This is a genomic window from Salipiger sp. H15 (assembly GCF_040409955.1).
GTDB lineage: Bacteria > Pseudomonadota > Alphaproteobacteria > Rhodobacterales > Rhodobacteraceae > Salipiger.
Window position 1 is genome coordinate 1543411 of the sequence record NZ_CP123384.1, and the last position, 25759, is coordinate 1569169.

At 68.3% G+C, this 25759-nt stretch carries 20 protein-coding genes; 10 read left to right on the plus strand and 10 right to left on the minus strand.

Annotated features, from left to right (window positions below; translation table 11 throughout):
* Positions 1-116 precede the first annotated feature (116 nt).
* From dnaK to radC, 3 genes are all read left to right on the plus strand, one after another.
* Complete coding sequence (gene dnaK, locus PVT71_RS07590) at positions 117-2048, plus strand: molecular chaperone DnaK (protein WP_353471191.1); 1932 nt, start codon at positions 117-119, stop codon at positions 2046-2048.
* 76 nt (positions 2049-2124) lie between these two features.
* A complete protein-coding gene (gene dnaJ, locus PVT71_RS07595) occupies positions 2125-3276 on the plus strand; it encodes a molecular chaperone DnaJ (RefSeq protein WP_353471192.1) in 1152 nt (383 codons plus the stop codon).
* 116 nt (positions 3277-3392) lie between these two features.
* On the plus strand, positions 3393-4154 hold the full coding sequence (radC, locus tag PVT71_RS07600) for a DNA repair protein RadC (protein ID WP_353471193.1): 762 nt from the start codon (positions 3393-3395) through the stop codon (positions 4152-4154).
* On the opposite strand, the gene PVT71_RS07605 is transcribed toward radC, so the two are convergent.
* The 3 genes from PVT71_RS07605 to secA form a co-directional block, all read right to left on the minus strand.
* Entirely contained in the window at positions 4151-5725 is a 1575-nt protein-coding gene (locus tag PVT71_RS07605) for a phosphate ABC transporter substrate-binding/OmpA family protein (protein ID WP_353471194.1), read from the minus strand. The two genes, radC and PVT71_RS07605, sit on opposite strands and share 4 nt — an antisense overlap.
* A 21-nt stretch (positions 5726-5746) precedes the next feature.
* Positions 5747-6706, minus strand: a complete 960-nt coding sequence (locus PVT71_RS07610; RefSeq protein WP_353471195.1) for a translocase — start codon at positions 6704-6706, stop codon at positions 5747-5749.
* A gap of 177 nt (positions 6707-6883) precedes the next feature.
* Positions 6884-9607, minus strand: coding sequence for a preprotein translocase subunit SecA (gene secA, locus PVT71_RS07615; protein WP_353471196.1), 2724 nt, complete (start codon positions 9605-9607; stop codon positions 6884-6886).
* Positions 9608-9791: 184 nt separating this feature from the next.
* Here secA and PVT71_RS07620 point away from each other — a divergent pair, with 184 nt between their 5' ends.
* From PVT71_RS07620 to PVT71_RS07635, 4 genes are all read left to right on the plus strand, one after another.
* On the plus strand, positions 9792-10655 hold the full coding sequence (locus PVT71_RS07620; protein ID WP_353471197.1) for a peptidylprolyl isomerase: 864 nt from the start codon (positions 9792-9794) through the stop codon (positions 10653-10655).
* Positions 10656-11885 carry a bifunctional glutamate N-acetyltransferase/amino-acid acetyltransferase ArgJ gene (gene argJ, locus PVT71_RS07625; protein WP_353471198.1) on the plus strand — a complete coding sequence of 410 codons (1230 nt, stop codon included), beginning with the start codon at positions 10656-10658 and terminating at the stop codon, positions 11883-11885. It begins immediately after the preceding gene.
* Between the two features lie 89 nt (positions 11886-11974).
* Positions 11975-12376, plus strand: coding sequence for an 8-oxo-dGTP diphosphatase MutT (gene mutT / locus PVT71_RS07630; protein ID WP_353471199.1), 402 nt, complete (start codon positions 11975-11977; stop codon positions 12374-12376).
* A gap of 158 nt (positions 12377-12534) precedes the next feature.
* Positions 12535-12657 (plus strand): hypothetical protein, encoded by a 123-nt coding sequence (locus tag PVT71_RS07635; RefSeq protein ID WP_353471200.1) that lies wholly within the window; start codon positions 12535-12537, stop codon positions 12655-12657.
* Between the two features lie 207 nt (positions 12658-12864).
* On the opposite strand, the gene infB is transcribed toward PVT71_RS07635, so the two are convergent.
* From infB to rimP, 4 genes are read right to left on the minus strand one after another with little or no spacing between them, the layout of a single operon-like run.
* Positions 12865-15402 carry a translation initiation factor IF-2 gene (gene infB, locus PVT71_RS07640; protein WP_353471201.1) on the minus strand — a complete coding sequence of 846 codons (2538 nt, stop codon included), beginning with the start codon at positions 15400-15402 and terminating at the stop codon, positions 12865-12867.
* A gap of 10 nt (positions 15403-15412) precedes the next feature.
* Positions 15413-16066, minus strand: a complete 654-nt coding sequence (locus PVT71_RS07645; RefSeq protein WP_353471202.1) for an RNA-binding protein — start codon at positions 16064-16066, stop codon at positions 15413-15415.
* Between the two features lie 7 nt (positions 16067-16073).
* Positions 16074-17702 carry a transcription termination factor NusA gene (gene nusA, locus PVT71_RS07650; RefSeq protein ID WP_353471203.1) on the minus strand — a complete coding sequence of 543 codons (1629 nt, stop codon included), beginning with the start codon at positions 17700-17702 and terminating at the stop codon, positions 16074-16076.
* A 4-nt stretch (positions 17703-17706) separates the two neighbouring features.
* Positions 17707-18291, minus strand: a complete 585-nt coding sequence (gene rimP, locus PVT71_RS07655) for a ribosome maturation factor RimP (RefSeq protein WP_353471204.1) — start codon at positions 18289-18291, stop codon at positions 17707-17709.
* A 342-nt stretch (positions 18292-18633) separates the two neighbouring features.
* Between rimP and PVT71_RS07660 the strand changes: the two genes are divergently transcribed.
* The gene (locus tag PVT71_RS07660) at positions 18634-19590 is read left to right on the plus strand and encodes a putative zinc-binding metallopeptidase (RefSeq protein WP_353471205.1); all 957 of its coding nucleotides are present in this window, start codon (positions 18634-18636) and stop codon (positions 19588-19590) included.
* A 6-nt stretch (positions 19591-19596) separates the two neighbouring features.
* Here the strand turns inward: PVT71_RS07660 and PVT71_RS07665 are convergent, their stop codons facing one another.
* Together PVT71_RS07665 and PVT71_RS07670 are read right to left on the minus strand one after the other, a co-directional pair.
* Positions 19597-21453 (minus strand): FUSC family protein, encoded by a 1857-nt coding sequence (locus PVT71_RS07665; RefSeq protein ID WP_353471206.1) that lies wholly within the window; start codon positions 21451-21453, stop codon positions 19597-19599.
* Entirely contained in the window at positions 21450-21914 is a 465-nt protein-coding gene (locus tag PVT71_RS07670) for a MarR family transcriptional regulator (protein WP_353471207.1), read from the minus strand. Before PVT71_RS07670 ends, PVT71_RS07665 begins: the two co-directional genes overlap by 4 nt.
* A gap of 189 nt (positions 21915-22103) precedes the next feature.
* Between PVT71_RS07670 and PVT71_RS07675 the strand changes: the two genes are divergently transcribed.
* On the plus strand, positions 22104-23825 hold the full coding sequence (locus PVT71_RS07675) for a tetratricopeptide repeat protein (protein WP_353471208.1): 1722 nt from the start codon (positions 22104-22106) through the stop codon (positions 23823-23825).
* Positions 23812-24696 (plus strand): 4-(cytidine 5'-diphospho)-2-C-methyl-D-erythritol kinase, encoded by an 885-nt coding sequence (locus PVT71_RS07680; RefSeq protein ID WP_353471209.1) that lies wholly within the window; start codon positions 23812-23814, stop codon positions 24694-24696. Before PVT71_RS07675 ends, PVT71_RS07680 begins: the two co-directional genes overlap by 14 nt.
* Before the next feature lie 19 nt (positions 24697-24715).
* Here PVT71_RS07680 and PVT71_RS07685 read toward each other — a convergent pair whose 3' ends face one another.
* Entirely contained in the window at positions 24716-25717 is a 1002-nt protein-coding gene (locus PVT71_RS07685; RefSeq protein WP_353471210.1) for a polyprenyl synthetase family protein, read from the minus strand.
* Positions 25718-25759 lie beyond the last annotated feature (42 nt).

Genomic DNA, 25759 nt, shown 5'->3' on the forward strand with positions numbered 1-25759 from the left:
ACCCTTCGAACGCCGCGAGGCCCCCGCCGGACGGCTTCTGAAACAAGCGGGGCTGGATGCCGTAACGGGTCCGTATGCCTCGCGTCATCGCCTTGAATTGGAAAAGGGATCGAATCATGGGCAAAGTGATCGGTATCGACCTCGGCACCACGAACTCCTGCGTCGCCATCATGGACGGCAGCCAGGCCCGCGTGATTGAAAACGCCGAAGGCGCACGTACCACCCCGTCGATCGTCGCCTTCACCGACGACGAACGCCTCGTCGGCCAGCCCGCCAAGCGGCAGGCCGTGACCAACCCGGAAGCCACCATCTTCGCCGTGAAGCGTCTGATTGGCCGCCGCACCACCGATGCGGAAGTGACCAAGGACCAGAACATCGTCCCCTACAAGATCGTGGACGGCGGCAATGGCGATGCCTGGGTTGAAGCAAAGGGCGACAAGTACTCCCCGTCGCAGATTTCCGCCTTCATCCTCGGGAAGATGAAGGAAACCGCCGAGAGCTACCTCGGCGAAGAAGTGACCCAGGCCGTCATCACGGTTCCGGCCTACTTCAACGACGCCCAGCGTCAGGCCACCAAGGACGCCGGCAAGATCGCCGGCCTCGAAGTGCTGCGCATCATCAACGAGCCGACCGCGGCTGCGCTGGCCTACGGCCTCGACAAGAAAGAATCGAAGACCATCGCCGTCTATGACCTCGGCGGCGGCACCTTCGACGTGACCATCCTCGAGATCGACGACGGTCTCTTCGAAGTGAAATCCACCAACGGCGACACGTTCCTCGGCGGTGAAGACTTCGACATGCGGATCGTCAACTACCTCGCGGACGAGTTCCGGAAGGAGCACTCGGTCGACCTGACCAAGGACAAGATGGCCCTGCAGCGTCTCAAGGAAGCTGCCGAGAAGGCCAAGATCGAGCTGTCGAGCTCGAGCCAGACCGAGATCAACCAGCCGTTCATCTCGATGGGCTCGAACGGCCAGCCGCTGCACATGGTCATGAAGCTGACCCGCGCCAAGCTGGAAAGCCTCGTCGGCGACCTGATCAAGGCCTCGCTGAAGCCCTGCGCGGCCGCGCTCAAGGACGCCGGCATCTCGAAGGAAGAGATCGACGAGGTCGTGCTCGTCGGTGGTCAGACCCGCATGCCGAAGGTCATCGAAGAGGTGACCAAGTTCTTCGGCAAGGAGCCGCACAAGGGCGTGAACCCGGATGAAGTGGTCGCCATGGGCGCCGCCATCCAGGCCGGCGTTCTGCAGGGCGACGTGAAGGACGTGGTCCTTCTCGACGTGACCCCGCTGTCGCTGGGCATCGAGACGCTGGGTGGCGTGTTCACCCGCCTGATCGACCGCAACACCACGATCCCGACCAAGAAGTCGCAGATCTTCTCCACCGCCGAGGACCACCAGTCGGCCGTGACGATCCGCGTCTTCCAGGGTGAGCGCGAGATGGCTGCCGACAACAAGCTGCTCGGCCAGTTCAACCTCGAGAACATCCCGCCGGCACCGCGCGGCATGCCGCAGATCGAGGTGACCTTCGACATCGACGCCAACGGCATCGTCTCCGTGTCGGCCAAGGACAAGGGCACCGGCAAGGAGCAGAAGATCACCATCCAGGCGTCCGGCGGTCTCACCGACGAGGACATCGAGCGCATGGTCAAGGACGCCGAGGAGAACGCCGAGGCGGACCACAAGCGCAAGGAACTCGTCGAGGCCCGCAACCAGGCCGAGAGCCTCATCCACTCGACCGAGAAGTCGATCGAGGAGCATGGCGACAAGGTCGACCCGTCGACCATCGAAGCCATCGAGCTGGCAATCGCCGCGCTCAAGGATGACCTCGAGAAGACCGACGTGTCGGGCGAGAAGATCAAGGCCGGCATCCAGAACGTGACCGAAGCGGCCATGCGTCTGGGCGAGGCGATCTACCGTGCGCAGGCGGACGAGGGCGACTCGTCCTCCGAGGCCGAGGATCCCGAAGCGGCCAAGGCCGGCCCGTCGGATGACGACAACATCGTGGACGCGGATTTCGAAGACCTCGATGACCGCAAGCGCAGCTAAGCCATAGCGGAACCAGACGGGGGCCGGTCCGGATGCCGGACCGGCCCTTTTCTGTTCCGGGCCAAGGAGGGCATGTATGTCCAAGCGTGACTATTACGAGCTGCTCGGCGTCGCCAAAGGGGCCTCCGCGGACGAGATCAAGAAGGGCTATCGCAAGAAGGCGAAGGAACTTCACCCCGACCGGAACGCGGACAACCCTGATGCGGAAGCTCAGTTCAAGGAAATCAACGAAGCCTACGAGGTCCTGAAGGACGCCGACAAGAAGGCGGCCTACGACCGCTATGGCCATGCCGCCTTCGAGAACGGCATGGGTGGCGGCGGACGTCCCGGCGGCGGCTTCGGCCAGCAGGGCGACTTCGCCTCGGCCTTCTCCGACGTGTTCGACGATCTCTTCGGCGACTTCATGGGCGGCGGCCGCGGTGGCGGTGGGCGCCAGCGTGCCGCGCGTGGTGCGGACCTGCGCTACAACCTGCGCGTGACCCTCGAGGACGCGTTCGGCGGGCTGCAGAAGACCATCAGCGTGCCGACCTCGGTGCAATGCGGCGAGTGCCACGGCTCGGGTGCCGAAGGTGGCGCCGAGCCGGTCACCTGCCCGACCTGCTCGGGCATGGGCAAGGTGCGCGCGACGCAGGGCTTCTTCACCGTGGAGAGGACCTGCCCGACCTGTTCGGGCCTCGGCCAGATCATCAAGAACCCCTGTGCCTCCTGCGGTGGCCAGGGCCGCGTGCACAAGGAGCGGGCGCTGTCGGTGAACATCCCGGCGGGGGTCGAGACCGGCACCCGCATCCGTCTGGCCGGTGAAGGCGAGGCGGGGATGCGCGGCGGGCCTCCGGGCGATCTCTACATCTTCATCGAGGTGAAGAAGCACGGGATCTTCGAGCGCGAGGGCACCGAGTTGCATTGCCGCGTGCCGGTGTCGATGACCACGGCCGCGCTTGGCGGCGACATCGAGGTGCCGACGATCGACGGCGGCCGCAGCCGGGTGAAGATCCCCGCGGGCAGCCAGTCCGGCCGGCAGATGCGCCTGCGCGGCAAGGGCATGCCGGCGCTGCGCGGCGGCGTCGCCGGTGACATGTTCATCGAGCTGGCGGTCGAGACCCCGGTCAACCTCACCGCACGCCAGCGCGAGCTGCTGCGCGAGTTCGAGGACCAGTCCGAGGACAACAACCCGGAATCGAAGAGCTTCTTCTCTTCGGTCAAGGGCTTCTGGGATTCGATGAAGGGCTGAGAGGCCCTCGTCACCCAAGATGGACGGCGCGGGACCTCCCGCGCCGTTTTTCTTTCGGCTGCGGCGGCCCGGTCTTGTTAAGCCTTCGCTAACCATGCCGGGCGCAGTCTGCCCGGATGACCCGCCCGCGCCATTTCTCCGACAGCCAGCCCTCGCTCTTTGCCGGCGACGAGGTGCCGTTGCGCCCCGAGGAGGGCCGGGACCTGCCCTCCTATATCCGTGACCACCGGCGGCGGCTCCGTGACCGCTTTCTGGCCGGCGGTGCCGAGGCGGTGCCGGATTACGAACTGCTGGAGCTGGTGCTCTTCCGGGCGATCCCGCGGCAGGACGTGAAGCCGCTCGCCCGCCGCCTTCTCGAACACTTCGGCGACTTCAACGCCGTGGTCTCGGCCCCCACGCCGCGGCTGCGCGACGTGGACGGGGTGGGCGAGGCGGTGGTGACCGAGCTCAAGATCGTCGAGGCGGCGGCGCACCGGCTCGCCCGCAGCCGGGTGCTGCAGCGGCAGGTGGTCAGCTCGTGGGAGGCGCTGCTCGCCTATTGCCAGACCGCCATGGCGCACCAGCAGACCGAGCAGTTCCGCGTCCTCTTCCTCGACCGCAAGAACGTGCTGATCGCCGACGAGGCGCAGGCGCGGGGCACGGTCGATCACGTGCCGGTCTACCCGCGCGAGGTGGTGAAGCGCGCGCTCGAGCTGAATGCCAGCGCGCTAATCCTCGTGCACAACCACCCCTCGGGCGATCCCACCCCCAGCGGCGCCGACATCGAGATGACCGCGCAGATACAGGCGGCGGCCGAGGTGCTGGGCATCACCCTGCACGACCACCTGGTGATCGGCCGCTCACGCGAGCTGAGCTTCCGGGCCGAGGGGCTGCTCTAGCGCAGCCAGACCTCGACGCGCCGGTTGACCTCCCGGCCCCAGACGGTCTCGTCGCAGGCCATGGGCATGGCCTCGCCGAAGGCGTCGGTCTCGAGCGTGATGCCGGCAAGATCGGCGGTCTCGGCGGCGGCGATCACCGCGTCCCGGACCGCGCCGGCGCGCTCGGCCGAGATCATCAGGTTGGCCTCGCTCGGCCCTTCGCCGTCGGAGAAGCCGATGAAGACCAACGTGCGCCCGTCGAACTCGCCCAGCTCGAGCGACCGCGCGAGCTGCTGCACGTTCGACCGGGACCGGGCGTCGAGCCCCGAGGAGCCAGGCTCGAAGCGGAAGGAGGTGGTCAGCCGGCGCATCGGGGCAAGCGTGGCGACGAGCCGCTTCAGCTCGGCAAGGCCCGCCTCGCCCTCGGCGATGCTGATCGCATTGGCGAGCCGGTCGCCCTGTTCGTCGAGCGCCAGCTCCTCGGGGGTCTGGTCGACGAACCCGGCGCGCCGGATGACGATCTGCGCTGGCTCGGAGCGGGTGAACTCGAGGAACTCGCGCGCCAGCTTTGGCAGCCGCCGTGCGGGCATGTAGACGAAGACCGGCATGGTCAGCGGGTAGTCCTCGGTCTTGATCGCCTGCCGCGTGCCGCTGAGGTGGAAGCCGCAGCTGCCGGTCAGCACCACCGGCCGCGCATTGCCGACCTCGGCCGCGCTGACGAAGCCGAGCCCGAACGGATCGCCCGCGACGGCGGAGGCGAGCGCCGCGGCGCTGGCGTGGCGCAGCGTGTCGGTACCGCGCAGGGAAAGGGCGGGGGGCTGCAGCAGCTGGTCCTCGAGCGCCTGCACCAGCCCCGAGCCCTCGGGCGGGAGGTGCAGCACGATGGGCGCGTCCGGCCCGCCAAGGTCCTGCCAGCTGTCGATCCGGCCCGAGAGCACGCCCGCGAGATCGGACATCGAGACCGAGGTGACCGGGTTCTCCGGCGCCACGACCGGGATCAGCGCGTCGAGCGCCAGCACGCGGCTGCGGTTCGGCTGGCCGAGATCGCCCAGCCCCGCCTGTCGCGCAAGGTCGAGCTCCGCGGGCCGCACCTCGCGCAACGCCACGACGATGTCCGCCTCGTCGGCGAGAAGGTCGGCAAATCCCTCGTCGGTTGTCGAGGGCGCGATGTCGAAGCGGCCGATCACCCGCCCGCCGTCGCCGAGGGTGATCCGCGTGCCGCCCTCGGCGAGCGTGCTGCGCTCCGCGCTGTACTCGTTGCGCTGCGCAAAGCTCTCGATCAGCGCGGGCATTAGCAGATCGCCCATGGTTGCCGCACCCGAGATGCGCAGCTCGGCGACGAAATCGGTGAGGGAGGGGCAGCCGACGCCCTCGCAAACTACGCCGGAGCTGTCGACCGTCAGATCGCCGTAGCGCGTGTCGATGCGGTAGAACTCGCCGTCGAAGCCCAGCATCGTGCCGCTGAGCTCGATGCCGCCATCGCGCGAGCGCAGGATGACGTCCTGCGCCTCGGCCATCGTCGGAAGAAGGAGGCCGGAAAGGGCGCCCGGAATGAAAAGTGCGGCGAGGATCGCCGCACGGACCTGTCGCATCGGGGCCTCTTGACCGCTCGTTTACTTGGCGGCGATCTTCAGGTCTTCGAGCAGGTTTTTCAACACCAGAAAGTCACCGGCGGCGCTGCAATCGGGCATGGACAGCGTCAGGTCGCGGGCGCGCAGGCTGCCGCCGACGCGCCGCTCGAGGGTCTGCGCCTCGAGTGCCTGTCCGCAGTTCGACGCGGTGATCTCGGCCTCGATGGTCAGCGCGACCGCGCCAGCCTTCGTCGCCGCCGCGGCGGGGAAGGTGTAGACCTCGGCCAGGCGCGCCTCGGGGCTGGCGGAATCGCCGAGGCGGGTCAGAAAACCGCCCTCGCCGCGCGCCGTGCGGGTCAGATCGCCCGTGCTGGCGGCCCAGACATGACCGGCGTCCTCGTCCGCGGCGCCGAATTCGCTGGCGTGCAGGGCAAGGCCGCTCTCGCCGCGCCATTGCAGCGCGACACGGTCGTAGAAGGGCAGGGCGGGGACCTCGGCCGAGGCGGTGGCACCGGCCCCGTTGGCGAAGGCGGCGATGAAGAGCGCGCTCTCGGAAAGGGCGGGGACCTCGATCCGCAGGGTGCCGTCGGGCTGGGTCACCTCGGTGAACATCAGCCCGTTGTGATGGATGGTCACCCGCTCCGAGGCGAAGCAGGGCGCGTCGATCTGCAGCGTGACCATGGCCCCCGCGCCGGTGCGGGCCGACATCGAGACGGCGCAGTCGGCGGGTCTTGCCTCGGTTTCAGCGGGCAGGGTGGCGGGCGTGATCGCGGGCTCGGCCACGGCTGCGGCAAGCTGCAGCTGCGGCTCGGGCAATCTCGCGGTGGCGGTGCGGTCGAGCGGAAGGGGCGGCAGGCCGGCGGACGAGGTGTCCTGGATCTGCGCGACCTGCAGCGATCCGGCGCGCTTGCCGCGGGCGTCGTGCTGCTGCATCGCGAAGCCGATGCTGATGGCGGCGCAAAGGGTGACTGCCGCAAGCCTGAAGGTCTTCATCCGTCCCATGATGGTCCCCAACACTCGAACTCGAACGGGAAACAATCTGCGCGGAAAAAGCGGCAACGTTGCGGCGGCGGCGAGGAGTCATCGCGGCGGGCCCGGGGCAGGCGGGCGTGATCCGGAAAGAGAAAGGGCGCCCCGGAGGGCGCCCTGCGTGTCATGCCGGCCTGGGCCGGGCCGCGGTCAGGCGAGGCTGCCGTGGCAGTGCTTGAACTTCTTGCCCGAGCCGCAGGGGCAGGGGTCGTTGCGGCTGGGGTTGCCCCAGGTCGCCTGGTCGTTTTCATCGAACCCGTCGACCAGCGGCTCGTGCGATTCCGGGATGCCGGCATTCTCGCTCGGGCCGACGGCATGGGCCATCTCGGCGAGGCGCTGCTGCTGGAGCTGTTGCGCCGCCATCTGCTGGAGCATCTTCTGCTGCTCTTCCTCGGTCATCGGACGGACGCGGCCGATCTGCTCGCTCACGCGCTCGCGCAGCGACTCGAGCATCGACTCGAAGAGCTGGAAGGCCTCGGTCTTGTACTCGTTCAGCGGGTCGCGCTGCGCGTAGCCGCGGAAGCCCACCACCGAGCGCAGGTGCTCGAGCGTCAGCAGGTGCTCGCGCCACTTGGTGTCGATGGTCTGCAGCAGCACCTGCTTCTCGATCTGGCGCATGGTCTCGGGGCCGAAGGCCGCGGTCTTGTCGGCCATCTGCTTGCTGGTGGCTTCCTCGATCCGCTCGCGGATGATCTCGGCGTCGACACCCTCTTCCTCGCCCCAGGCGATGACCGGCAGGTCGATGCCCAGCTTCTCGATGCAGGCGGCGTAGAGGCTCTGCATGTCCCACTGGTCGGCATAGGCCTTGGCGGGGGCATGGGCCTCGACGAGTTCGTCGATCACCTCGTGGCGCATGTCCTCGACGATCTCGGACAGGTCCTGCGCTTCCATGATCTCGAGACGCTGCGCGAAGATCACCTTGCGCTGGTCGTTCATCACGTCGTCGAACTTCAGCAGCTGCTTGCGGATGTCGAAGTTGCGGCCCTCGACCTTCGCCTGCGCGCGTTCCAGCGACTTGTTCACCCAGGGGTGGATGATCGCCTCGCCTTCCTTCATGCCGAGCTTGGTCAGCACCTTGTCGAGCCGTTCCGAGCCGAAGATGCGCATCAGGTCGTCTTCGAGCGAGAGGTAGAACGAGCTGCGGCCCGGGTCGCCCTGACGGCCGGAACGGCCGCGCAGCTGGTTGTCGATGCGGCGGCTCTCGTGGCGTTCGGTGGCGAGGACGAAGAGACCGCCGGCCTCCTTCACCTCGGCCTCGGCCATGGCGTGCTCGGTCTCGATCCGGGCGCGGATGTCCTCGGGATCGGCCTCGGGATCGGCGGCGATGGCCTCCATCACGAGGAATTCGAAGTTGCCGCCCAGCTTGATGTCGGTGCCGCGGCCGGCCATGTTGGTCGCGATGGTGACCGCGCCCAGCTTGCCGGCGTCGGCGACGATCTGCGCTTCCTGCTCGTGCTGGCGGGCGTTGAGCACGTTGTGCGTCAGCCCGGCCTTGGTCAGCAGCTGCGAGAGCATCTCGGATTTCTCGATCGAGGTGGTGCCGACGAGCACGGGCTGGCCCTTCTCGTGCGCCTTCTTGATCTCGTCGACGATGGCCGCGTATTTCTCGCCGGCGGTGCGGTAGACCTTGTCGTCCTCGTCGATCCGCGCGATCGGCCGGTTGGTCGGCACCTCGACCACGCCGAGCTTGTAGATCTCGGCGAATTCCTCGGCTTCCGTCAGCGCCGTGCCGGTCATCCCCGAGAGCTTCTGGTAGAGGCGGAAGTAGTTCTGGAAGGTCACGCTGGCGAGGGTGACGTTCTCGGGCTGGATCTGGCAGCCCTCCTTCGCCTCGATCGCCTGGTGCAGGCCGTCCGACAGGCGGCGGCCGGCCATCATGCGGCCGGTGAACTCGTCGATCAGCACCACCTGGCCGTCACGGACGATATAGTCCTTGTCACGGGTGTAGAGCTTGTGCGCGCGCAGGCCCTGGTTCACGTGGTGCACCACGGTGGTGCTTTCCGGATCGTAGAGCGTCTGGCCCTCGGGCAGGATGCCGCGGCGGTGCAGCATCTGCTCCAGCGCCTCGTTGCCCTCGTCGGTGAAGGTGACGTTGCGGCTCTTCTCGTCGAGCTTGTAGCCCTCGTCGGAGAGCTCGGGGATCAGCCGGTCGATCGCGACGTAGAGGTCCGAGCGGTCCTGCGACGGGCCGGAGATGATCAGCGGAGTGCGCGCCTCGTCGATGAGGATCGAGTCCACCTCGTCGACCACGGCGAAGCCATGGCCGCGCTGCATCATCTGCTCCAGCTCGGACTTCATGTTGTCGCGCAGGTAGTCGAAGCCCAGTTCGTTGTTGGTGGCGTAGGTGATGTCGCAGGCATAGGCCTGCTTCTTCTCGGCCTCGGGCTGCTGCGGGTAGACCACGCCGGTGGTCATGCCGAGCGCGGCAAAGACCTTCGACATCCACTCGGCGTCGCGGCGGGCGAGGTAGTCGTTCACCGTGACCACGTGCACGCTCTTGCCCGAGAGGGCGTTGAGGTAGGAGGGGAAGGTCGCGACGAGCGTCTTGCCCTCGCCGGTCTTCATCTCGGAGATGTTACCCTGGTGGAGGAAGACCCCGCCCATCAGCTGCACGTCGAAGGCGCGCAGGCCGAGCGCCCGCTTGGCCGCCTCGCGGCAGTTGGCAAAGGCCTCGGGGAGCAGCGCATCGAGGCTTTCGCCCTCGGCGACGCGCTTGCGGAATTCTTCGGTCTTGGCGATCAGCCCGGCGTCATCGAGTGCTTCGAACTCGGGTTCCAGGGCGTTGATCTGTGCGATCAGCGGTCGGGTGGCCTTGATCTTGCGGTCGTTCGGCGTACCGAACACCTTCCGCGCGAGTTTTCCCATTCCGAGCATTTGGCCTGCCTGTCCTGTCTGACAAAGTCGTGTTCTGCGTGAGGCATCCGCTTGCCCGCCTCGCACTCAACCCATATGACACAGGGGAACGACCGGCCTTGCAGAGCCTTCAGGCGATGTAAGCGGCAGGTCGGTAAGTGTCAACGCCGCCCTGTGGCGGGCGGCCAATAGGAAGGACGCCTAGATGCCCAAAACCCTCACCACACTGGGGGCGGCCGCGCTCGCCCTTGCCCTCGCACTGCCCGCTTATGCCCAGGAGCAGAGTCAGGACCTGAGCGCCGAGACCGTCGTGGCCACGGTGAACGGCAAGGACATCACCCTCGGCGAGATGCTGGTCGTGCGCGCCAGCCTGCCCGAGCAGTACCAGCAGCTTGGCGATGACGTCCTGTGGGACGGCATCCTCGACCAGCTGGTGCAGCAGGAGGTGCTGGCCCAGGACGAGAAGGCGGTCGAGACCAAGCGCGTCGACCTGTCGCTGAAGACCGAGCGCCGCACGCTGCTCGCCGCCGAGACCGTTTCGGCCGTGGCAGATGCCGCGGTGACCGACGAGGCGCTGCAGGCCGCCTATGACGCCCAGTTCGCCGGTGCCAACCAGGGCCAGGAATACAACGCCTCGCACATCCTGGTGGAGACCGAGGACGAGGCCAAGGCGATCATCGACGAGCTGAACGGCGGCGCCGATTTCGCCGAGGTGGCGAAATCCAAGTCGACCGGCCCCTCGGGACCCAACGGCGGCGAGCTCGGCTGGTTCAGCAAGGGCATGATGGTCGAGCCCTTCGAGGCGGCGGTCGAGGCGATGGAGCCCGGCACCATCTCGGCGGCACCGGTGCAGACCCAGTTCGGCTGGCACGTGATCAAGCTCAACGAGACCCGCGCCAAGGAAGCGCCGAAGCTCGAAGAGGTGAAGGACCAGCTCACCCAGCAGGTGCAGCAGGAAGCGGTCAAGACCTACATGGAGGAGGCCGAGGCCGGTGCCGAGATCACCCGCACCGCATCCGGCGAGATCGACCCCTCGGTCCTTTCGAAGCTCGAGCTGCTGGAGGACTGAGTGGCCAAGACCCTCGCCGTTTCCCCGCTGGCCCCCGCGGCCTTTCCCGACCTGCCGGTGATCGACGGGGTGCGCTTCGCCTCCGTCGCGGCGGGGGTGCGCTACGCGGGGCGCACCGACGTCATGCTCGCCCTGCTCGATGCGGGCAGCACCATGGCGGGGGTCTTCACCCGCTCGGCCACGCGCTCGGCCCCCGTGCTCGACTGCCAGGCCAAGATCGGCGCGTCCTCTGAAGAGGGCGCGGCGATCATCGTGAACTCGGGCAATTCCAACGCCTTCACCGGCAAGAACGGCATCGAGTCCACCCGCGCGGTGACCTCGGCCGTGGCCGCGGCGACGGGCCTGCCCGAGAGCCGCGTCTTCTCTTCCTCGACCGGCGTGATCGGCGAGCCGCTGCCGCACGAGCGCATCACCGCCAAGGTGGACGAGCTTGTCGCTTCGCTCGACGCGACCGGCATCGCCGGCGCGGCCAGGGCGATCATGACCACCGACACCTTCCCCAAGGGCTCGACCGTCACGGTCGACCTGCCGGGCGGCGCGGTGAAGATCGCCGGCATCGCCAAGGGCTCGGGCATGATCGCGCCCGACATGGCGACGATGCTGGTCTACATCTTCACCGATGCGAAGGTGTCCCAGCCGCTGCTGCAGAAGCTGGTGAGCGGGATCAACGACCGCAGCTTCAACTGCATCACCGTCGACAGCGACACCTCGACCTCGGACACGCTGCTCATGGGCGCCACCGGCGCCTCGGGCGTCGAGGTGACCGAGGCTGACACCGCCTTCGCCGAGGCGCTCGAGACCGTGTTCCTCGACCTTGCGCACCAGGTGGTGAAGGACGGCGAGGGCGCGACCAAGTTCGTGACCGTCACCGTGACCGGCGCGGCCTCGGACGCAGATGCGCGCATCCACGCCATGGCCATCGCCAACTCGCCGCTGGTCAAGACCGCCATCGCCGGCGAGGACCCGAACTGGGGCCGCATCGTCATGGCGATCGGCAAGTCCGGCGCCGCGGCCGACCGCGACCTGCTGACCATCCGCTTCGGAGACGTGCTGGTGGCCGAGAAGGGCTGGCGCTCGCCGGACTACCGCGAGGAAGACGGCGCGCGGCTGATGAAGGCGCCGGAGATCAGACTCTCGGTCGATCTCGGGCTGGGGCAGGGCACGGCCACCGTGTGGACCTGCGACCTGACCCACGGCTACATCAGCATCAACGCGGACTATCGTTCGTAACGCACTTGCCCCTTTGCCAAGGGGCACATATGCCAAGGAACGCGAGGGGCTTGCTCCTCGCGTTCCCGCATCTGCCGAAAGCGCCGCCCATGAAGAAGATCGTCCTCGTCTCCGCCGTTGCCCTTATCGACGTCGAGGGGCGCGTGCTGCTCGCCCAGCGGCCGGAGGGCAAGTCCATGGCGGGGCTCTGGGAATTCCCGGGCGGCAAGGTCGAGCCGGGCGAGACGCCCGAGGCCGCGCTGATCCGCGAGCTGCACGAGGAACTGGGGATCGAGACCTGGGACAGCTGCCTTGCACCGCTCACCTTCGCCTCGCATGCCTACGAGGAGTTCCACCTGCTCATGCCGCTCTTTGCCTGCCGCAAGTGGAAGGGCGTGCCGCACGCCCGCGAGGGGCAAGTGCTGAAATGGGCGCGGGCGCGCGATCTCACCAGCTACCCGATGCCGCCGGCGGACGTGCCGCTGATCCCGATTCTCCGCGATCTCCTGTGACAAGCGTTTTCTTGGCCACAGTGTTGCATGATGACAATTTCAGCGAAAAATCAGGCGGTTTTGCCTATAATTGAAACAGATTTATGCAATATTTGTGTAGTTTTGTCTCGTGGCATGGAGTAATACTCCGATCACAGAGTTTTAGTTGAGGACACAACATGTTGCGCACCATCATCATGGGTAGCTGCATTTCGGTCCAGGGCTTTCTTGAGAAGACCCTCCCCGATGGACGGATCGTCGTCCGCGTCGGTCAGCAGGTCTTCACCGGGCGCCCGGTCTGAATACACGCCCCTAGAAGTCAACGACATGCGAGTCGCCTGAGAAGGCGGCTCGTATTTTTTTGTCCGCCACGATCCGCATGAATTTCCAAGGATAGAGAAGGCTGGCCCGAACCGGCAGTTCCTGTCCTCACCTGCCGCAAACGAAGAAGCCGGCGACCCAGGGTCGCCGGCTTTTCCGAATTCTGTCGCCCGGTGGGGCAGGGGAGATCAGAGCGAGCGCTCGACTTCCTCGCGCTCGAAGATCTCGATGACATCGTTGGGACGGATGTCGTCGTAGTTCTCGAAGGCCATGCCGCATTCCTGGCCGGAGTGGACTTCCGCCACCTCGTCCTTGAAGCGCTTGAGCGTCTTCAGCGTGCCTTCGTGGATCACCACGTTGTCGCGCAGCAGGCGGACACCTGCGGAGCGGCGGGCAACACCCTCGGTAACGAGGCAGCCGGCGACCTTGCCGACGTTGGAGACCTTGAACACTTCCTTGATCGACGCGTAGCCGATGAAGTGTTCGCGGATCTCGTTCGACAGCAGGCCCGAGGCCGCGGCCTTCACGTCGTCCACCAGGTCGTAGATCACCGAGTAGTAGCGGATCTCCACGCCCTTCTGGTTGGCGGCGTTGCGGGCCGGTGCGTTGGCACGGACGTTGAAGCCGATGACCGGGCATCCCGACGCTTCGGCCAGGCCGATGTCGGTCTCGGTGATCGCGCCGACGCCGGAGTGGAGCACGCGCACGCGCACCTCTTCGTTGCCGACCTTCTCGAGCGCCTGAACGATCGCTTCCGCCGAGCCCTGCACGTCCGCCTTCACGATGACCGGAAGCTCGGAGACGTTCTCGTCGTCCTTCGCCTTCTGCATCAGCTGTTCCAGCGTGGTCGCGGCACCGGCTGCGGCGCGCTTGTCCTTCGACAGCTGGGCACGGTACTCGGCGATCTCGCGGGCCTGCGCCTCGGTCTCGGTGACGTTGAGAACGTCGCCTGCCTCGGGCGTGCCGTTGAGACCCAGCACCTCGACGGGCACCGACGGACCGGCTTCGGTGACGCGCTCACCCTTGTCGTTGATCAGCGCACGGACCTTGCCGTACTGCTCGCCCACGACGAAGATGTCGCCCTGCCGCAGCGTGCCGTTCTGGATCAGGACGGTGGCCACCGGACCGCGGCCCACGTCGAGCTGCGCTTCGATGACCGCACCCTGTGCGGCGCGATCGGGGTTGGCCTTGAGCTCGAGGATCTCGGCCTGCAGCGCGATGGCTTCGAGCAGCGAGTCGAGGCCCTGGCCGGTCTTGGCCGAGACTTCCACGTCCTGCACGTCGCCCGACATCTCTTCCACCACGACTTCGTGCTGGAGCAGGTCGGTGCGCACCTTGGTCGGATTCGCCGACGGCTTGTCGACCTTGTTGATCGCCACGATCATCGGCACCTTGGCCGCTTTCGCGTGGCTGATCGCCTCGACCGTCTGCGGCATCACGGCGTCATCCGCGGCAACCACAAGCACGACGATGTCAGTCACCTGAGCGCCACGCGAGCGCATCGAGGTGAAGGCGGCGTGGCCCGGCGTGTCGAGGAAGGACAGCACGTCGCCGTTCTTCGTCGTCACCTGGTAGGCGCCGATGTGCTGGGTGATCCCGCCGGCTTCGCCGGAGGTCACGTTGGTGTTGCGGATCGCGTCGAGCAGCGAGGTCTTGCCGTGGTCGACGTGGCCCATGATCGTGATGACCGGGGGACGCGGCTGGAGGTCTTCCGGCTTGTCGTCCACGGTCTTGATCACGTCCTCGACGTCGGCGTCGGACACGCGGGTCACGCGGTGGCCGAATTCCTCGATGAGGAGTTCCGCGGTGTCGGCGTCGATCGTCTGGTTCTGCGTCGCCATGATGCCGCTCTGCATGAGCGATTTCACGACGTCAGCCACGCGCTCGGCCATACGGTTGGCGAGTTCCGCCACCGTGATCGCCTCGGGAAGCTGCACGTCACGCACGACCTTCTCGCGCGACTGCGCGCCGCCCATGGCCTTCTGACGCGCACGCTCCTGCTTGCGCTTCATCGCCGCCATGGACTTCTGACGTCCGCCTTCGCCACCGAGGGCCTGGTTCAGCGTCAGCTTGCCGGACCGGCGCTCGCCGTCGTCGCGGCCACGGGTCGACCGGCCACGCTCTTCGCGCTCGCGGTCGGCCTTGCGCTGCTGCTGCTGGGCCGGTGTGGCGGGCTTGGCACCCGGAGCTGCCGCGGCACGTGCTGCCGGGGCTGCCGCGTCTTCCTTGGCCGCCGCGGGTTTCTTCGCGACGGACTCGGCTTTCTTGGCAGCTTCGGCGGCTTCAGCAGCCTCGGCGGCTTCGCGGACCTTGCGCTCTTCTTCCTCGGCTTTCGCCTTGGCACGCTCTTCGGCCTCGCGCTGCTCGCGCTCCTTCTGTTCCTTCTCGGCGCGCATGCGCTCGCGCTCCTCGGCGCGGGCCTTTTCCTCGGCCTCGCGCTGAGCAGTTTCCTCGGCTTCGCGCGCCTTGGCAGCCTGCAGCGCGCGCAGCCGGCGTTCCATCTCCGCATCGGTGATGCCCGCCGGGCGCTTGCCCGATCCGCCATGCGATCCGCCGCCCGAACCCTTTGCACCGCCAGCGGCGCCAGTTTTCGGCACCACGACGCGTTTGCGCTTGGTCTCCACCACGACGTTCTTTGTGCGGCCGTGGCTGAAGCTCTGCTTCACGTTCCCCGAGTGGGACCCGCCGCGCAAACCCAAAGTCTTCTTGCCGTCGTTATCGCTCATTAAGATTCTCTTATCCTTTCCGGCGGCCTTTGCCGCCCGCGGCAGCCCCTGCTGCCGCTTTCGCGTCTGCCGATGCGACGCGCAGGCCCTTCAAACGTTGGGCCTCCTCTACAACACGTTTGGTGAGTCCACCAGCGCCAAGCGCCGCATGTATCACCTTTTCACGTCCGAAGGCCAGCCCAAGTTCGTCCGCGGTGAGCCAGCCGATGTAGTTGCCCCCGTAGGGGGTACTCAGTTTTGTCTTCCCGCGGGCCGATCCATCCTCGGCCTGGATCAGGACGCGGGCCTCTTCCTTGGAGAGCCAGTCCTTCACCTTCTCGTAGCCAGAAACCGCGCCGCCGCCCTTGCGGGCGAGGCTGATCAGTTCGACCACCCGGCGGGCCAGCATGCCCTCGACGAGGTCGGGCAGCCCTTCGGGAACGGTCACCGGTGCCTTGGCTGCGCGGGCAAAGAGACCCTTGCCCGCCGCCTTTTCCAATGCCTTGCGATCGGCCGAGACCCAGATGCCCCGACCGGGCAGCTTGCCCGCGAGGTCGGGAACGACCTGACCCTCGGGCCCGACCACGAACCGGATCAGGCCGCCCTTGGGCTCCACCTCGCCAGTGGCGATGCAGCGCCGCTCGGGACCGTCTTCCCTGTCCTTTTCCTGACCTCCGCGACTCATCTCGGGCTCAGGCCTCCGACTCGTCGGACTCGCCATCCTCGGCGTCGAGCTCATCGCCCTCGGCGTCGGAAGCGAGTTCCTCGGGGTCGACCCAGCCCAGCATCACGCGGGCGGTCATGATCAGGTTCTGCGCCTCGGCGAGATCCACGTCGAACTTTTCGAGCAGACCGTCGTCCTTCTGGCGCTGGCCGTCGACCGTGGTCCAGCCACCGGCCAGTTCCCAGTCGGCGCAGGTCGCGAAGTCCTCGAGCGTCTTGACGCCGTCTTCCGCCAGCGCCTCCACCATCTGGGGCGTGAGCCCCTCGAATTCAATGAGGCTGTCCTCGGCACCCAGTTCGCGGGCCTTCTCGAGAGCCTTGCGGGCCTGCTCCTCGATGAACTCGCGGGCGCGGGTCTGCAGCTCCTCGGCGGTGCCTTCGTCGACGCCGTCGATCACCAGCAACTCGTCGAGCTCGACGTAGGCGACTTCCTCGAGGTTGGTGAAGCCTTCGGCAACCAGCAGCTGGGCGAAGAACTCGTCGACGTCCAGCGTGTCCATGAACAGCTTGGTGCGCTCTTCGAACTCGGCCTGGCGGCGCTTGGATTCCTCTTCCTCGGTCATGATGTCGATGTCGAGACCGGTCAGCTGCGAGGCGAGGCGCACGTTCTGGCCGCGGCGGCCGATGGCCAGCGACAGCTGCTCGTCGGGCACCACGACCTCGATGCGCTCGGCATCCTCGTCGAGAACCACCTTCGACACTTCGGCCGGCTGCAGCGCGTTGACGAGGAAGGTCGGCATGTCCTCGTTCCACGGGATGATGTCGATCTTCTCGCCCTGCAGTTCGTTCACCACGGCCTGCACGCGCGAGCCGCGCATGCCGACGCAGGCGCCGACGGGGTCGATCGAGCCATCGTAGGACACGACGCCGATCTTGGCGCGCGAGCCGGGGTCACGGGCCACGGCCTTGATCTCGATGATGCCGTCGTAGATTTCCGGCACTTCCATCTTGAACAGCTCGGCCATGAATTCCGGCGCGGTCCGCGACAGGAAGATCTGCGGGCCGCGGGCCTCGCGGCGCACGTCCTTGACGTAGCAGCGGATGCGGTCGCCGGGGCGATAGCTCTCGCGGCCGATCTTCTCGTTGCGGCGCAGGATGGCTTCGCCACGGCCGACGTCGACGATGACGTTGCCGTATTCCTCGCGCTTGACCTGGCCGTTGATGATCGTGCCCTGGCGGTCCTTGAACTCTTCGTACTGGCGGTCACGCTCGGCCTCGCGCACCTTCTGCAGGATCACCTGCTTGGCGCTCTGCGCGGCGATGCGGCCGAGGTCCACCGGCGGGACCTCCTCGACGAACTGGTCGCCCACCTTGGGGTCGGCCATGTACTGCTTGGCCTGCTTGACGGTCATCTCGGCCTGGTAGTTCTCGACCATCTCGTCCTCGACGACGGTGCGCACGCGGGTGAAGGTGGCGCGACCGGTCTTGCGGTCGATCTTCACGCGGATGTCCATCTCGGAGCCGTAGCGGCTCTTGGCGGCGCGGGCGAGGCTCTCCTCCATCGCTTCGATCACCAGCGAGGGGTCGATCATCTTCTCGCGGGCGACGGCTTCGGCGGTCTGCAGAAGCTCGAGCTGGTTGGCAGAGGTGATTGCCATGGTCTTAGTCCTCCTGAGCGGCCGCGTCGTCGGCCTCGATGTCGTCGAATTTGGTTTCGTCCACTTCCTGCGCCTTGCGGGCGCGGAGCATGTCGCGGATCAGGTCGTCGGTGAGCACCAGCTTGGCGTCCGACAGCCAGTCGAATTGCAGGCCGATGGTCTGCTCCTCGCCGCCTTCCTCGATGTTGAGCAGCACTTCGTCACCCTCGACACCCGCGACGACGCCGCGCCAGCGCTTGCGGCCGTCGATCATCTCGGAGGTCTCGATCTTCACCTCGTAGCCTTCGAAGGTCTCGAAGTCCTTGAGGCGGGTGAGCGGGCGGTCGATGCCGGGCGAGGAGACCTCGAGCGTGTAGGCGTCGATGATCGGGTCCTCGACGTCGAGCACGGCGGAGACCGCGGTCGAGATGTCGGCGCATTCGTCGACTTCGATGCCGCCTTCGGGGCGTTCGGCCATGATCTGCAGGGTCGCGGTCTTGCCGCCCATCAGGCGGATGCGCACGAGTTCGAACCCCATGTCTTCGATGACGGGGCCGACGATCTCGGCGAGGCGCTTGTCGAGCGATGACTTGGCGATGAGGTCGGTCATTCTTCCGACTCCTTCGGAAACAAAAATACGGGCGCGCGGCCCGTCGATGTTTCCCGGTGGAGCTTCGGTGCCAGGACCGACGCGCCGCTGTTGAAGGGGCATATACGTGTCTGCGGCGGTTTTCGCAAGGGTGATTCAGGAAAGCGCCGCCGCGACAGGGGCCGCGCCGCCCCGGCTTCCCGGCTGAAGGCCGCCGGTGCGTGCTCCCCCCGCCGCCCAACCTGCCGCAGAGTCACGCAAACCTCTTTCCATGGGCCGCCTCTTGCCGCTTCACTGCGGCGCGGGAACCCGGGACCGTCCCGCGCCGTTTCCGCCCCGAACTCCCGCGCCCGAGGATCCCCGATGCAAATCTTCCGCTGCCCCGCCTGTTCGAGCCCGGTCTACTTCCACAACCTCGCCTGCGGCTGCGGGCAGGAGGTCAGCTTCGATCCCGACGCGCAGACCATGGTCGCCGGGGCCGTGCATTGCGCCAACCGGGAGGATATCGCCTGCAACTGGATCGCCGAGGCGGGCGGGCTCTGCCGCTCCTGCGCGATGACCGAGACCGTGCCCGACCTGCGCGCCGAGCAGAACCTGCCGCTCTGGGCGGAAAGCGAGCTCTCCAAGCGGCGGATGCTTGCCGAGCTGGCGCGCTGGGGCTGGTTCACGCCCACCGACCCGGGCGCGCGGCCGGTCTTCCGCATGCTCTCGGAAGAGACGCTGCACGGCGAGGCGGACGTGGTCATGGGGCACGCGGACGGGATCATCACGATCAACGTCTCGGAGGCGAGCGGCGCGGTGCTGGCCGAGCGGCAGGAGCAGTTCGACGAGCTCTACCGCACGATGCTGGGCCACATGCGGCACGAGATGGCGCATTTCCTCTTCCTGCGACTCGCCGAGAACCCGGCGTTTCCGGAGGAGTTCCGGGCGCTCTTCGGCGACGAGCGCGCGGATTACGGCGCGGCGCTGCAGCGGCACTACGAGGCCCCGCAGGAGCCGGGAGAGCAGTACATCACCACCTATGCCACCGCCCATCCGCACGAGGACTGGGCCGAGACCCTCGCGCACCTGCAGCATCTCGTCTCGCTCCTCGACAGCGGCGTCGCGAGCGGCTTGCGGCTGCCCGGGATGCCGGGCGAGGGCTACGATCCCTACCGCGAGGCGGACACCGAGGCGCTGATCACCCGTGCCGTGGACCTCTCGATCGCGGTGAACCACGTCAACCGGGCGCTCGACCTGCCCGACCTCTACCCCTTCGTGCTGACGCAGCCGGTGCGCGGGAAGATGGCCCTCGCGCACCGCTGGCTTAAGCGAATTTGAAGCCTCTCAGCCCGCCAGCACCGCGGCGCTGCGCGCGGCGTGGCGGAATATCTCGGCGTCTGGCCCGGTGGCGCGGCGGGCGAGGCGGCTGAAGGCGCCCTCGGCCCGCGCCGGCGTCTCGGGGATGCGTGCGAGCCGGGCCAGCGCCGCCTTCAGCGCGCGGCGCTCGGCGGGCGGGGTGCCGGGGGCGGCAAGGATTTCGTGCGCCCGCATCGCCGCGTGGCCGAGGTCGAGCAGCGCCAGCCCGCTGTCGAGCGCGTCGCGCTGCGCCCGGGCCGAGCGCTCGGTCAGCCGGAAAAGCCGCAGCATCCGGTGATAGAGCCGGGCGCGCCAGACCGTGCGGTGCCGCAGCGCGCCCGCATCCGCGGCAAGCGCCGCGACGTCGTGCAACATCATCCGCGCCAGCGTCGCCTGCTTGCGGCGCAGGGTCGGCGGGTAGACCGTACGGTAGGCGACCAGTGCCGCCAGCGGGGCGGCCACCACCGCCAGCGCCATCAGCACCGAGGTGGCGAAGCTGCCGGTCAGCGGCAGGGCGGGGTGCAGCAGGAGCAGCATCACCATGTTGTAGTCGAAGGCGACCTTCATGCCGCGGTTGTGCCCGGCCAGCAGCGCGCCCGCGAAGACGAAGGGCAGCATCATCGCCACCAGCTGCCAGTCCGCCGCGGCCTGCGGCCAGAGCATCCAGCGGATCGCCAGCGCCGTCGCCGCGCCGAGGAACTGGCCGAGGAAGACGAAGGGCAGCATCCCGATCGGGTTCTCGAAGGTGGTGAAGACCGAGATCATGATCGACATGCCGAGCAGCAGGAAGGCGCCCGCCGCAACCCCGGTGATCTGCCAGAGCGCGCCGAAGAGCAGCAGCGCGCCGGTGGCCCGGATCGCGGCTTCGCGCGCGCCGATCCAGTCGCGGTGCAGCACCACCGGAAGCGCATCGCCAGTGGTCGGGGCCGGGCGGTTCTCGGGGGCGCGCCACCGGGCGAGGGCCGCGGCAAGCGGCTGCAGCGCATCCGACTGGCCGGGCAGCGACGCCGCGCGGCTGAGCGCCGCCTCGGCGGTGGCGCTGTCGCCCGCGCGCAGGGCAACCGAGGCCTCGGTCAGCGCAAGCCGGGCGGCGCCCGACGGGCCCGCCTCGTCGTGGGCGCGGCGCCAGAGCAGGGCGGACAGCGCGGTCGAGAGCAGGGCGCGGCTGGCGCGGGTCTCGCGGTGCGAACGGATAGAGCCGGCGGCATGCGGATCGAGCGCCTCCTCGACGCCGGCCATCGCCGAGACCAGCCGCTGCGCCGCCTCGGCATCGGGCGCGGACGCGGCAAGCTGGTCGCAAAGATCGGCGAGGACGCCGCGGATCCGGGCGCGCAGCGCGGTGCCGTCGGCGACCGGGGCCGACAGCCAGCCGACCAGCAGCGCGGCGAGCACGCCCACGAGCACCGTCGCCATCCGGTCGGCGCCGAGCGCAAGCACGTTCTCGGGGTGGCCGACATCCAGCAGGGCGATCATCGCGGCGGTGTAGCCGGCCAACACCGTCCCGTAGGCGACGAAGCCGCGCAGCAGGTTGGCAAGGCCGGTGCAGAGACCGACCCAGAGCGCCAGCCCGATCACCAGCAGGGCAGGGTGCAGCTGCATGGCGAGGATCAGCCCGACCCCGGCAAGGGTGCCGATCACCGTCCCGGCGAATCGGAAGAGGCCTTTCTCGAGCAGTTGGCCGCGGACCGGCTGCGAGGCGGCCCAGACGGTCATCCCGGCCCATTGCGGATGTTCCAGCCCCAGCAGCCACGCGACGATCAGCGCAAGGCTGGCCGCCGCCGCGGTGCGCAGGGCGAAGGCCAGCCTTGGGCGGTCGAAGCCGAGTGCCCCGAGCGCCGCGGTCATGCCTCCACCCCCTCGTCCGCGAGCATGGCGTCGGCCCGGGCCGAGATCTTCGCGAACCGCTCGAGCAGGACGGGCAGGTCCTCGTCGCCGATGTCCGCGAGCAGCTCGCGTTCGGCCTTCAGCAGCATGGCGCGGATGCGGTCCACCTCGGCCTGTCCGGCGACGGTCAGGTGAATGCGCCGGGCGCGCCGGTCCAAGGGATCGACGCGGCGCTCGATGAGGCCACGCTCGGACAGCAGGTCCAGCAGGCGCACCAGTGTCGAGGTGTCGAGCGAGATGCGCGCGGCAAGGTCGCGCTGGCTGATCCCGTCGCCGCCCTCGGCAAGATGGATGAGGGGCCGCCACGTCGCATCGGTCAGCCCGGCCGCGGCAAGGCGTTTGTCGACCACGCGGTGCCAGGCCCGGGCGAGCGTGACGAAGGCGAAGCCGAAGCGGTCTCTGGGGAGGGAATCCTGAGTCATGCGGTTGCATGTATGTGTCAATGATTGGCAATGCAAACTAATTAATGCACGCGCACCGCGCGAAGTTGCCGCATGGGCATCCGGCCGCGCCGGCGGGGCGCCGCGCTCGCCGCCCCGTGAACGGGGCGCGGATTGCGCCGGGGGGCGGTGCGGTCTAATCTCGACGTCAACCAATCAACAGGAGGCGGCATGTCGGGCAAGGCAATCGGGACACTTCGCGGCACGGTTCTTGCGCTCGCGCTGATGGCGGCAGGAGCGGTTTCGGCCGAGAGCCTCTCGGGCGACTATCTTGCCGCGCGGCAGGCCAGCTTCAGCGGCGACTTCAAGGCGGCGGCCCGCTACTACGGCGAGGCGGTCAAGCACGACCCCGAGAACGCCGACCTGCTCGAGCGCGCGGCCCTTGCGAACATCGGCCTTGGCGACTTCATCCGCGCCGAGGGGCTGGCCGAGCGCCTGACCGCGCTTGGCCACACCAGCCAGATCGGCCAGCTGGCCGAGGTCGCGGTGCTCGCGCATGAAGAGAACTATGCCGAGCTCCTGGCGCGGGTCGAGGCGGACCAGTCCGCCGGGCCGCTCGCCGACGGGCTGCTCAAGGCCTGGGCCGAGCTTGGCCGCGGCGACGTGAGCGCCGCGCTCGCCTCCTTCGACGAGGTGGCCAAGGAGCGCGGGCTGGCCGGCTTTGCCGCCTATCACAAGGCCATGGCCCTCGCCTCCGTCGGGGACTTCGAGGGGGCCGAGGCGATCTTCGCCGAGCCCGGCGCCGGGGCCATGCAGATGACCCGCCGGGCGGTGCTGGCGCGCATCGAGATCCTGTCGCAGATCGACCGCCACGCCGACGCCATCACCTTGATCGACGAGGCCTTCGGCCAGCAGCTCGACCCGGGCATGGCCGAGCTGCGCGGCAAGCTAGAGGCCGGCGAGACGCTGCCGTTCGACATCATCACCTCGGCCCGCGACGGCATCGCCGAGGTGTTCTTCACCATCGCCAGCGCGCTCGCCAGCGAATCCGCCGAGGATTATACGCTGCTGCACGTGCGCGTGGCCGAGTTCCTGCGCCCCGACCACGTGGGCGCCCTGCTGATGGCCGGTGAACTGCTCGAGAAGATGGGCCAGTACGAGCTGGCCGCCGCCACCTATCGCCGCGTGCCGCGCGAGGATGCGGCCTTCCACGTGGCCGAGCTGGGCCGCTCCGACGCGCTGCGCGCCGAGGGCAAGATGGATGCGGCGGTCGAGGTGCTCGAGCAGCTGGCCGACACCCATGGCAACCTGCCCGCGGTGCAGTCGGCGCTCGGCGACCTGATGCGCCAGCTCGAGCGCTACCCCGAGGCGATCGAGGCCTATGACCGGGCGCTCGCGACCTTTGCCGAGCCCGATCCGGCGCAATGGTTCCTCTATTACGCCCGGGGCATCTGCAAGGAGCGCAACGGCGACTGGGAGGCGGCCGAGAAGGACTTCCGCGCCGCGCTCGACTTCGTGCCGAACCAGCCGCAGGTGCTGAACTACCTCGGCTATTCCATGGTCGAGCACCACGTGAACCTCGACGAGGCGCTCGAGATGATCGAGCGCGCGGTCAAGGCAGAACCGCAGAGCGGCTACATCGTCGACAGCCTCGGCTGGGCGCTCTACCGGCTGGGCCGCTACGACGAGGCGGTCGGCCACATGGAACGCGCCGCCGAGCTGATGGCGGTGGACCCGGTGGTCAACGATCACCTCGGCGACGTCTACTGGGCCGTGGGTCGCAAGACCGAGGCGCGGTTCCAGTGGCAGCGCGCGCTGTCCTTCGTCGGCTGGGAGGATGCCTCGGACGATGTCGAGCCCGAGCGCATCCGCCGCAAGCTGGCGGTGGGGCTGGATGCGGTGCTGGCCGAGGAAGGCCGGCCGCCGCTGAAGGTCGCGCATGACGTGGACTGACGTCTTCGCCCCGGCGAAGATCAACCTGACCCTGCACATCACCGGCCAGCGCGACGACGGGTATCACCTGCTCGACTCGCTGGTCGTCTTCGCTCCGGTGGGCGACGCGCTGCGCGTCGCGCCCGCCGAGGCGCTGAGCCTGCGCGTCGAGGGGCCGGAGGCCGCGGGCATTCCCGCGGATGGCGACAACCTCGCGCTGCGCGCCGCCGCCATGGTGGGCGGGGGGCAGGGGGCGGCGATCGTCCTCGAAAAGGTGCTGCCCGTCGCCTCGGGCATCGGCGGTGGCTCGGCGGATGCCGCGGCCGCGGCGCGGGCGATGCTGGCCGAGGCGGATATGCTGGACGCGGCGGGGCTCGCGCGGGCGGAAGCCGCGCTGCTGCCGCTCGGGGCCGACGTGCCCATGTGCCTCGCGTCCCGCCCGGTTCGCGTGCGCGGCATCGGCGAGGCTCTGGAGCCGGTCGCGCTGCCGCCGCTGCCGGCCGTGCTGGTCAACCCGCGGGTGCCGGTCTCGACGCCGCAGATCTTCCGCAGCCTGATCTCGCGCCGGAACCCTCCGATGCCCGAGACCCTGCCGGAGTTCTCCGGTCCCGGGGCGCTGATCGCCTGGCTGCGGGACATGCGCAACGACATGGAACCCGCGGCACGGGCGCTGGAGCCGGTGATCGGCACGGTGCTGGAGGAGCTTGCGGCGCTGCCCGGCTGCGGCCTTGCGCGCATGTCGGGATCGGGCGCGACCTGCTTCGGGCTCTTCGCAACCATGGGTGAGGCGGGCGCGGCGGCAGAGGTTCTGCGCACAGCGCGCCCGGACTGGTGGATCGCCGAGGGTCTGCTGGGGGATCAGCAGGCGCGGGCGATGCCGCGCCGGGGCTGAAGGAGCGGGTGGCGCGGGCTCAGTAGAGCCGCGACACCACGAAATCGGCGAGCTCGATCATCACGTCGCGCAGCTCGGACTGGGGCAGGCGCGCCATCGCGGCCTTCGCCTTTTCCGACCAGCCGAGCGCATCTTCGCGCGTAGCCTCGAGCGCGCCGTGCTTGTTCAGCAGTGCCAGCGCGTGTTCGAGATCGCCCTCTTCCTGCTTGCCCTTCTCGATCGTGCGCTGCCAGAAGGCGCGCTCTTCCGCATCCGCCGCCGCCACGGCCTTGATCACCGGCAGCGTGAGCTTGCGCTCGCGGAAGTCGTCGCCGACGTTCTTGCCGGTGGCCGAGCTGTCGCCCATGTAGTCGAGGAGGTCGTCGGCGATCTGGAAGGCGATGCCGAGCGCGTCGCCGTAGTCGAAGAGCGCCTGCACCTGCTCGGGGTCCGCCCCGGCGATGACGCCGCCCACCTCGGTCGCCGCCGAGAACAGCGCCGCGGTCTTGCCCCGAACCACCTGCAGGTAGATGTCCTCGGTCGTGCGCAGGTCCTGCGCCGCGGTCAGCTGCAGCACCTCGCCCTCGGCGATGGTGGCCGAGGCGTTCGACAGGATCTCGAGCACGCGCAGGTTGCCGGTCTCGGTCATCAGCTGGAAGCTGCGGGCAAAGAGGTAGTCGCCGACAAGCACCGAGGACTTGTTGTCCCAGAGCAGGTTGGCGGTGGGACGGCCGCGCCGCTGCGCGCTTTCGTCCACCACGTCGTCGTGCAGCAGCGTCGCGGTGTGGATGAACTCAACCGTCGCGGCGAGGTGCACGTGGTAGGGGCCGTCGTAGTCGCAGATATTGGCCGCGGCGAGGGTCAGCATCGGGCGCAGGCGCTTGCCGCCCGCCTCGACCAGATGCGCGGTGACCTCGGGGATGCGCGGCGCGTGTCTCGAGGCCATCCGCTCGCGGATCAGCGCGTTTACCGCCCCCATCTCGTCGGCCAGCATCGTCGCAAGGCGATCGTGCGGTTTCGCTTTTGCCGTATCCAAGCCCATCAGACCCCCGTCACAGGCTCGACAAGGCCGGGGCCCTGTCCT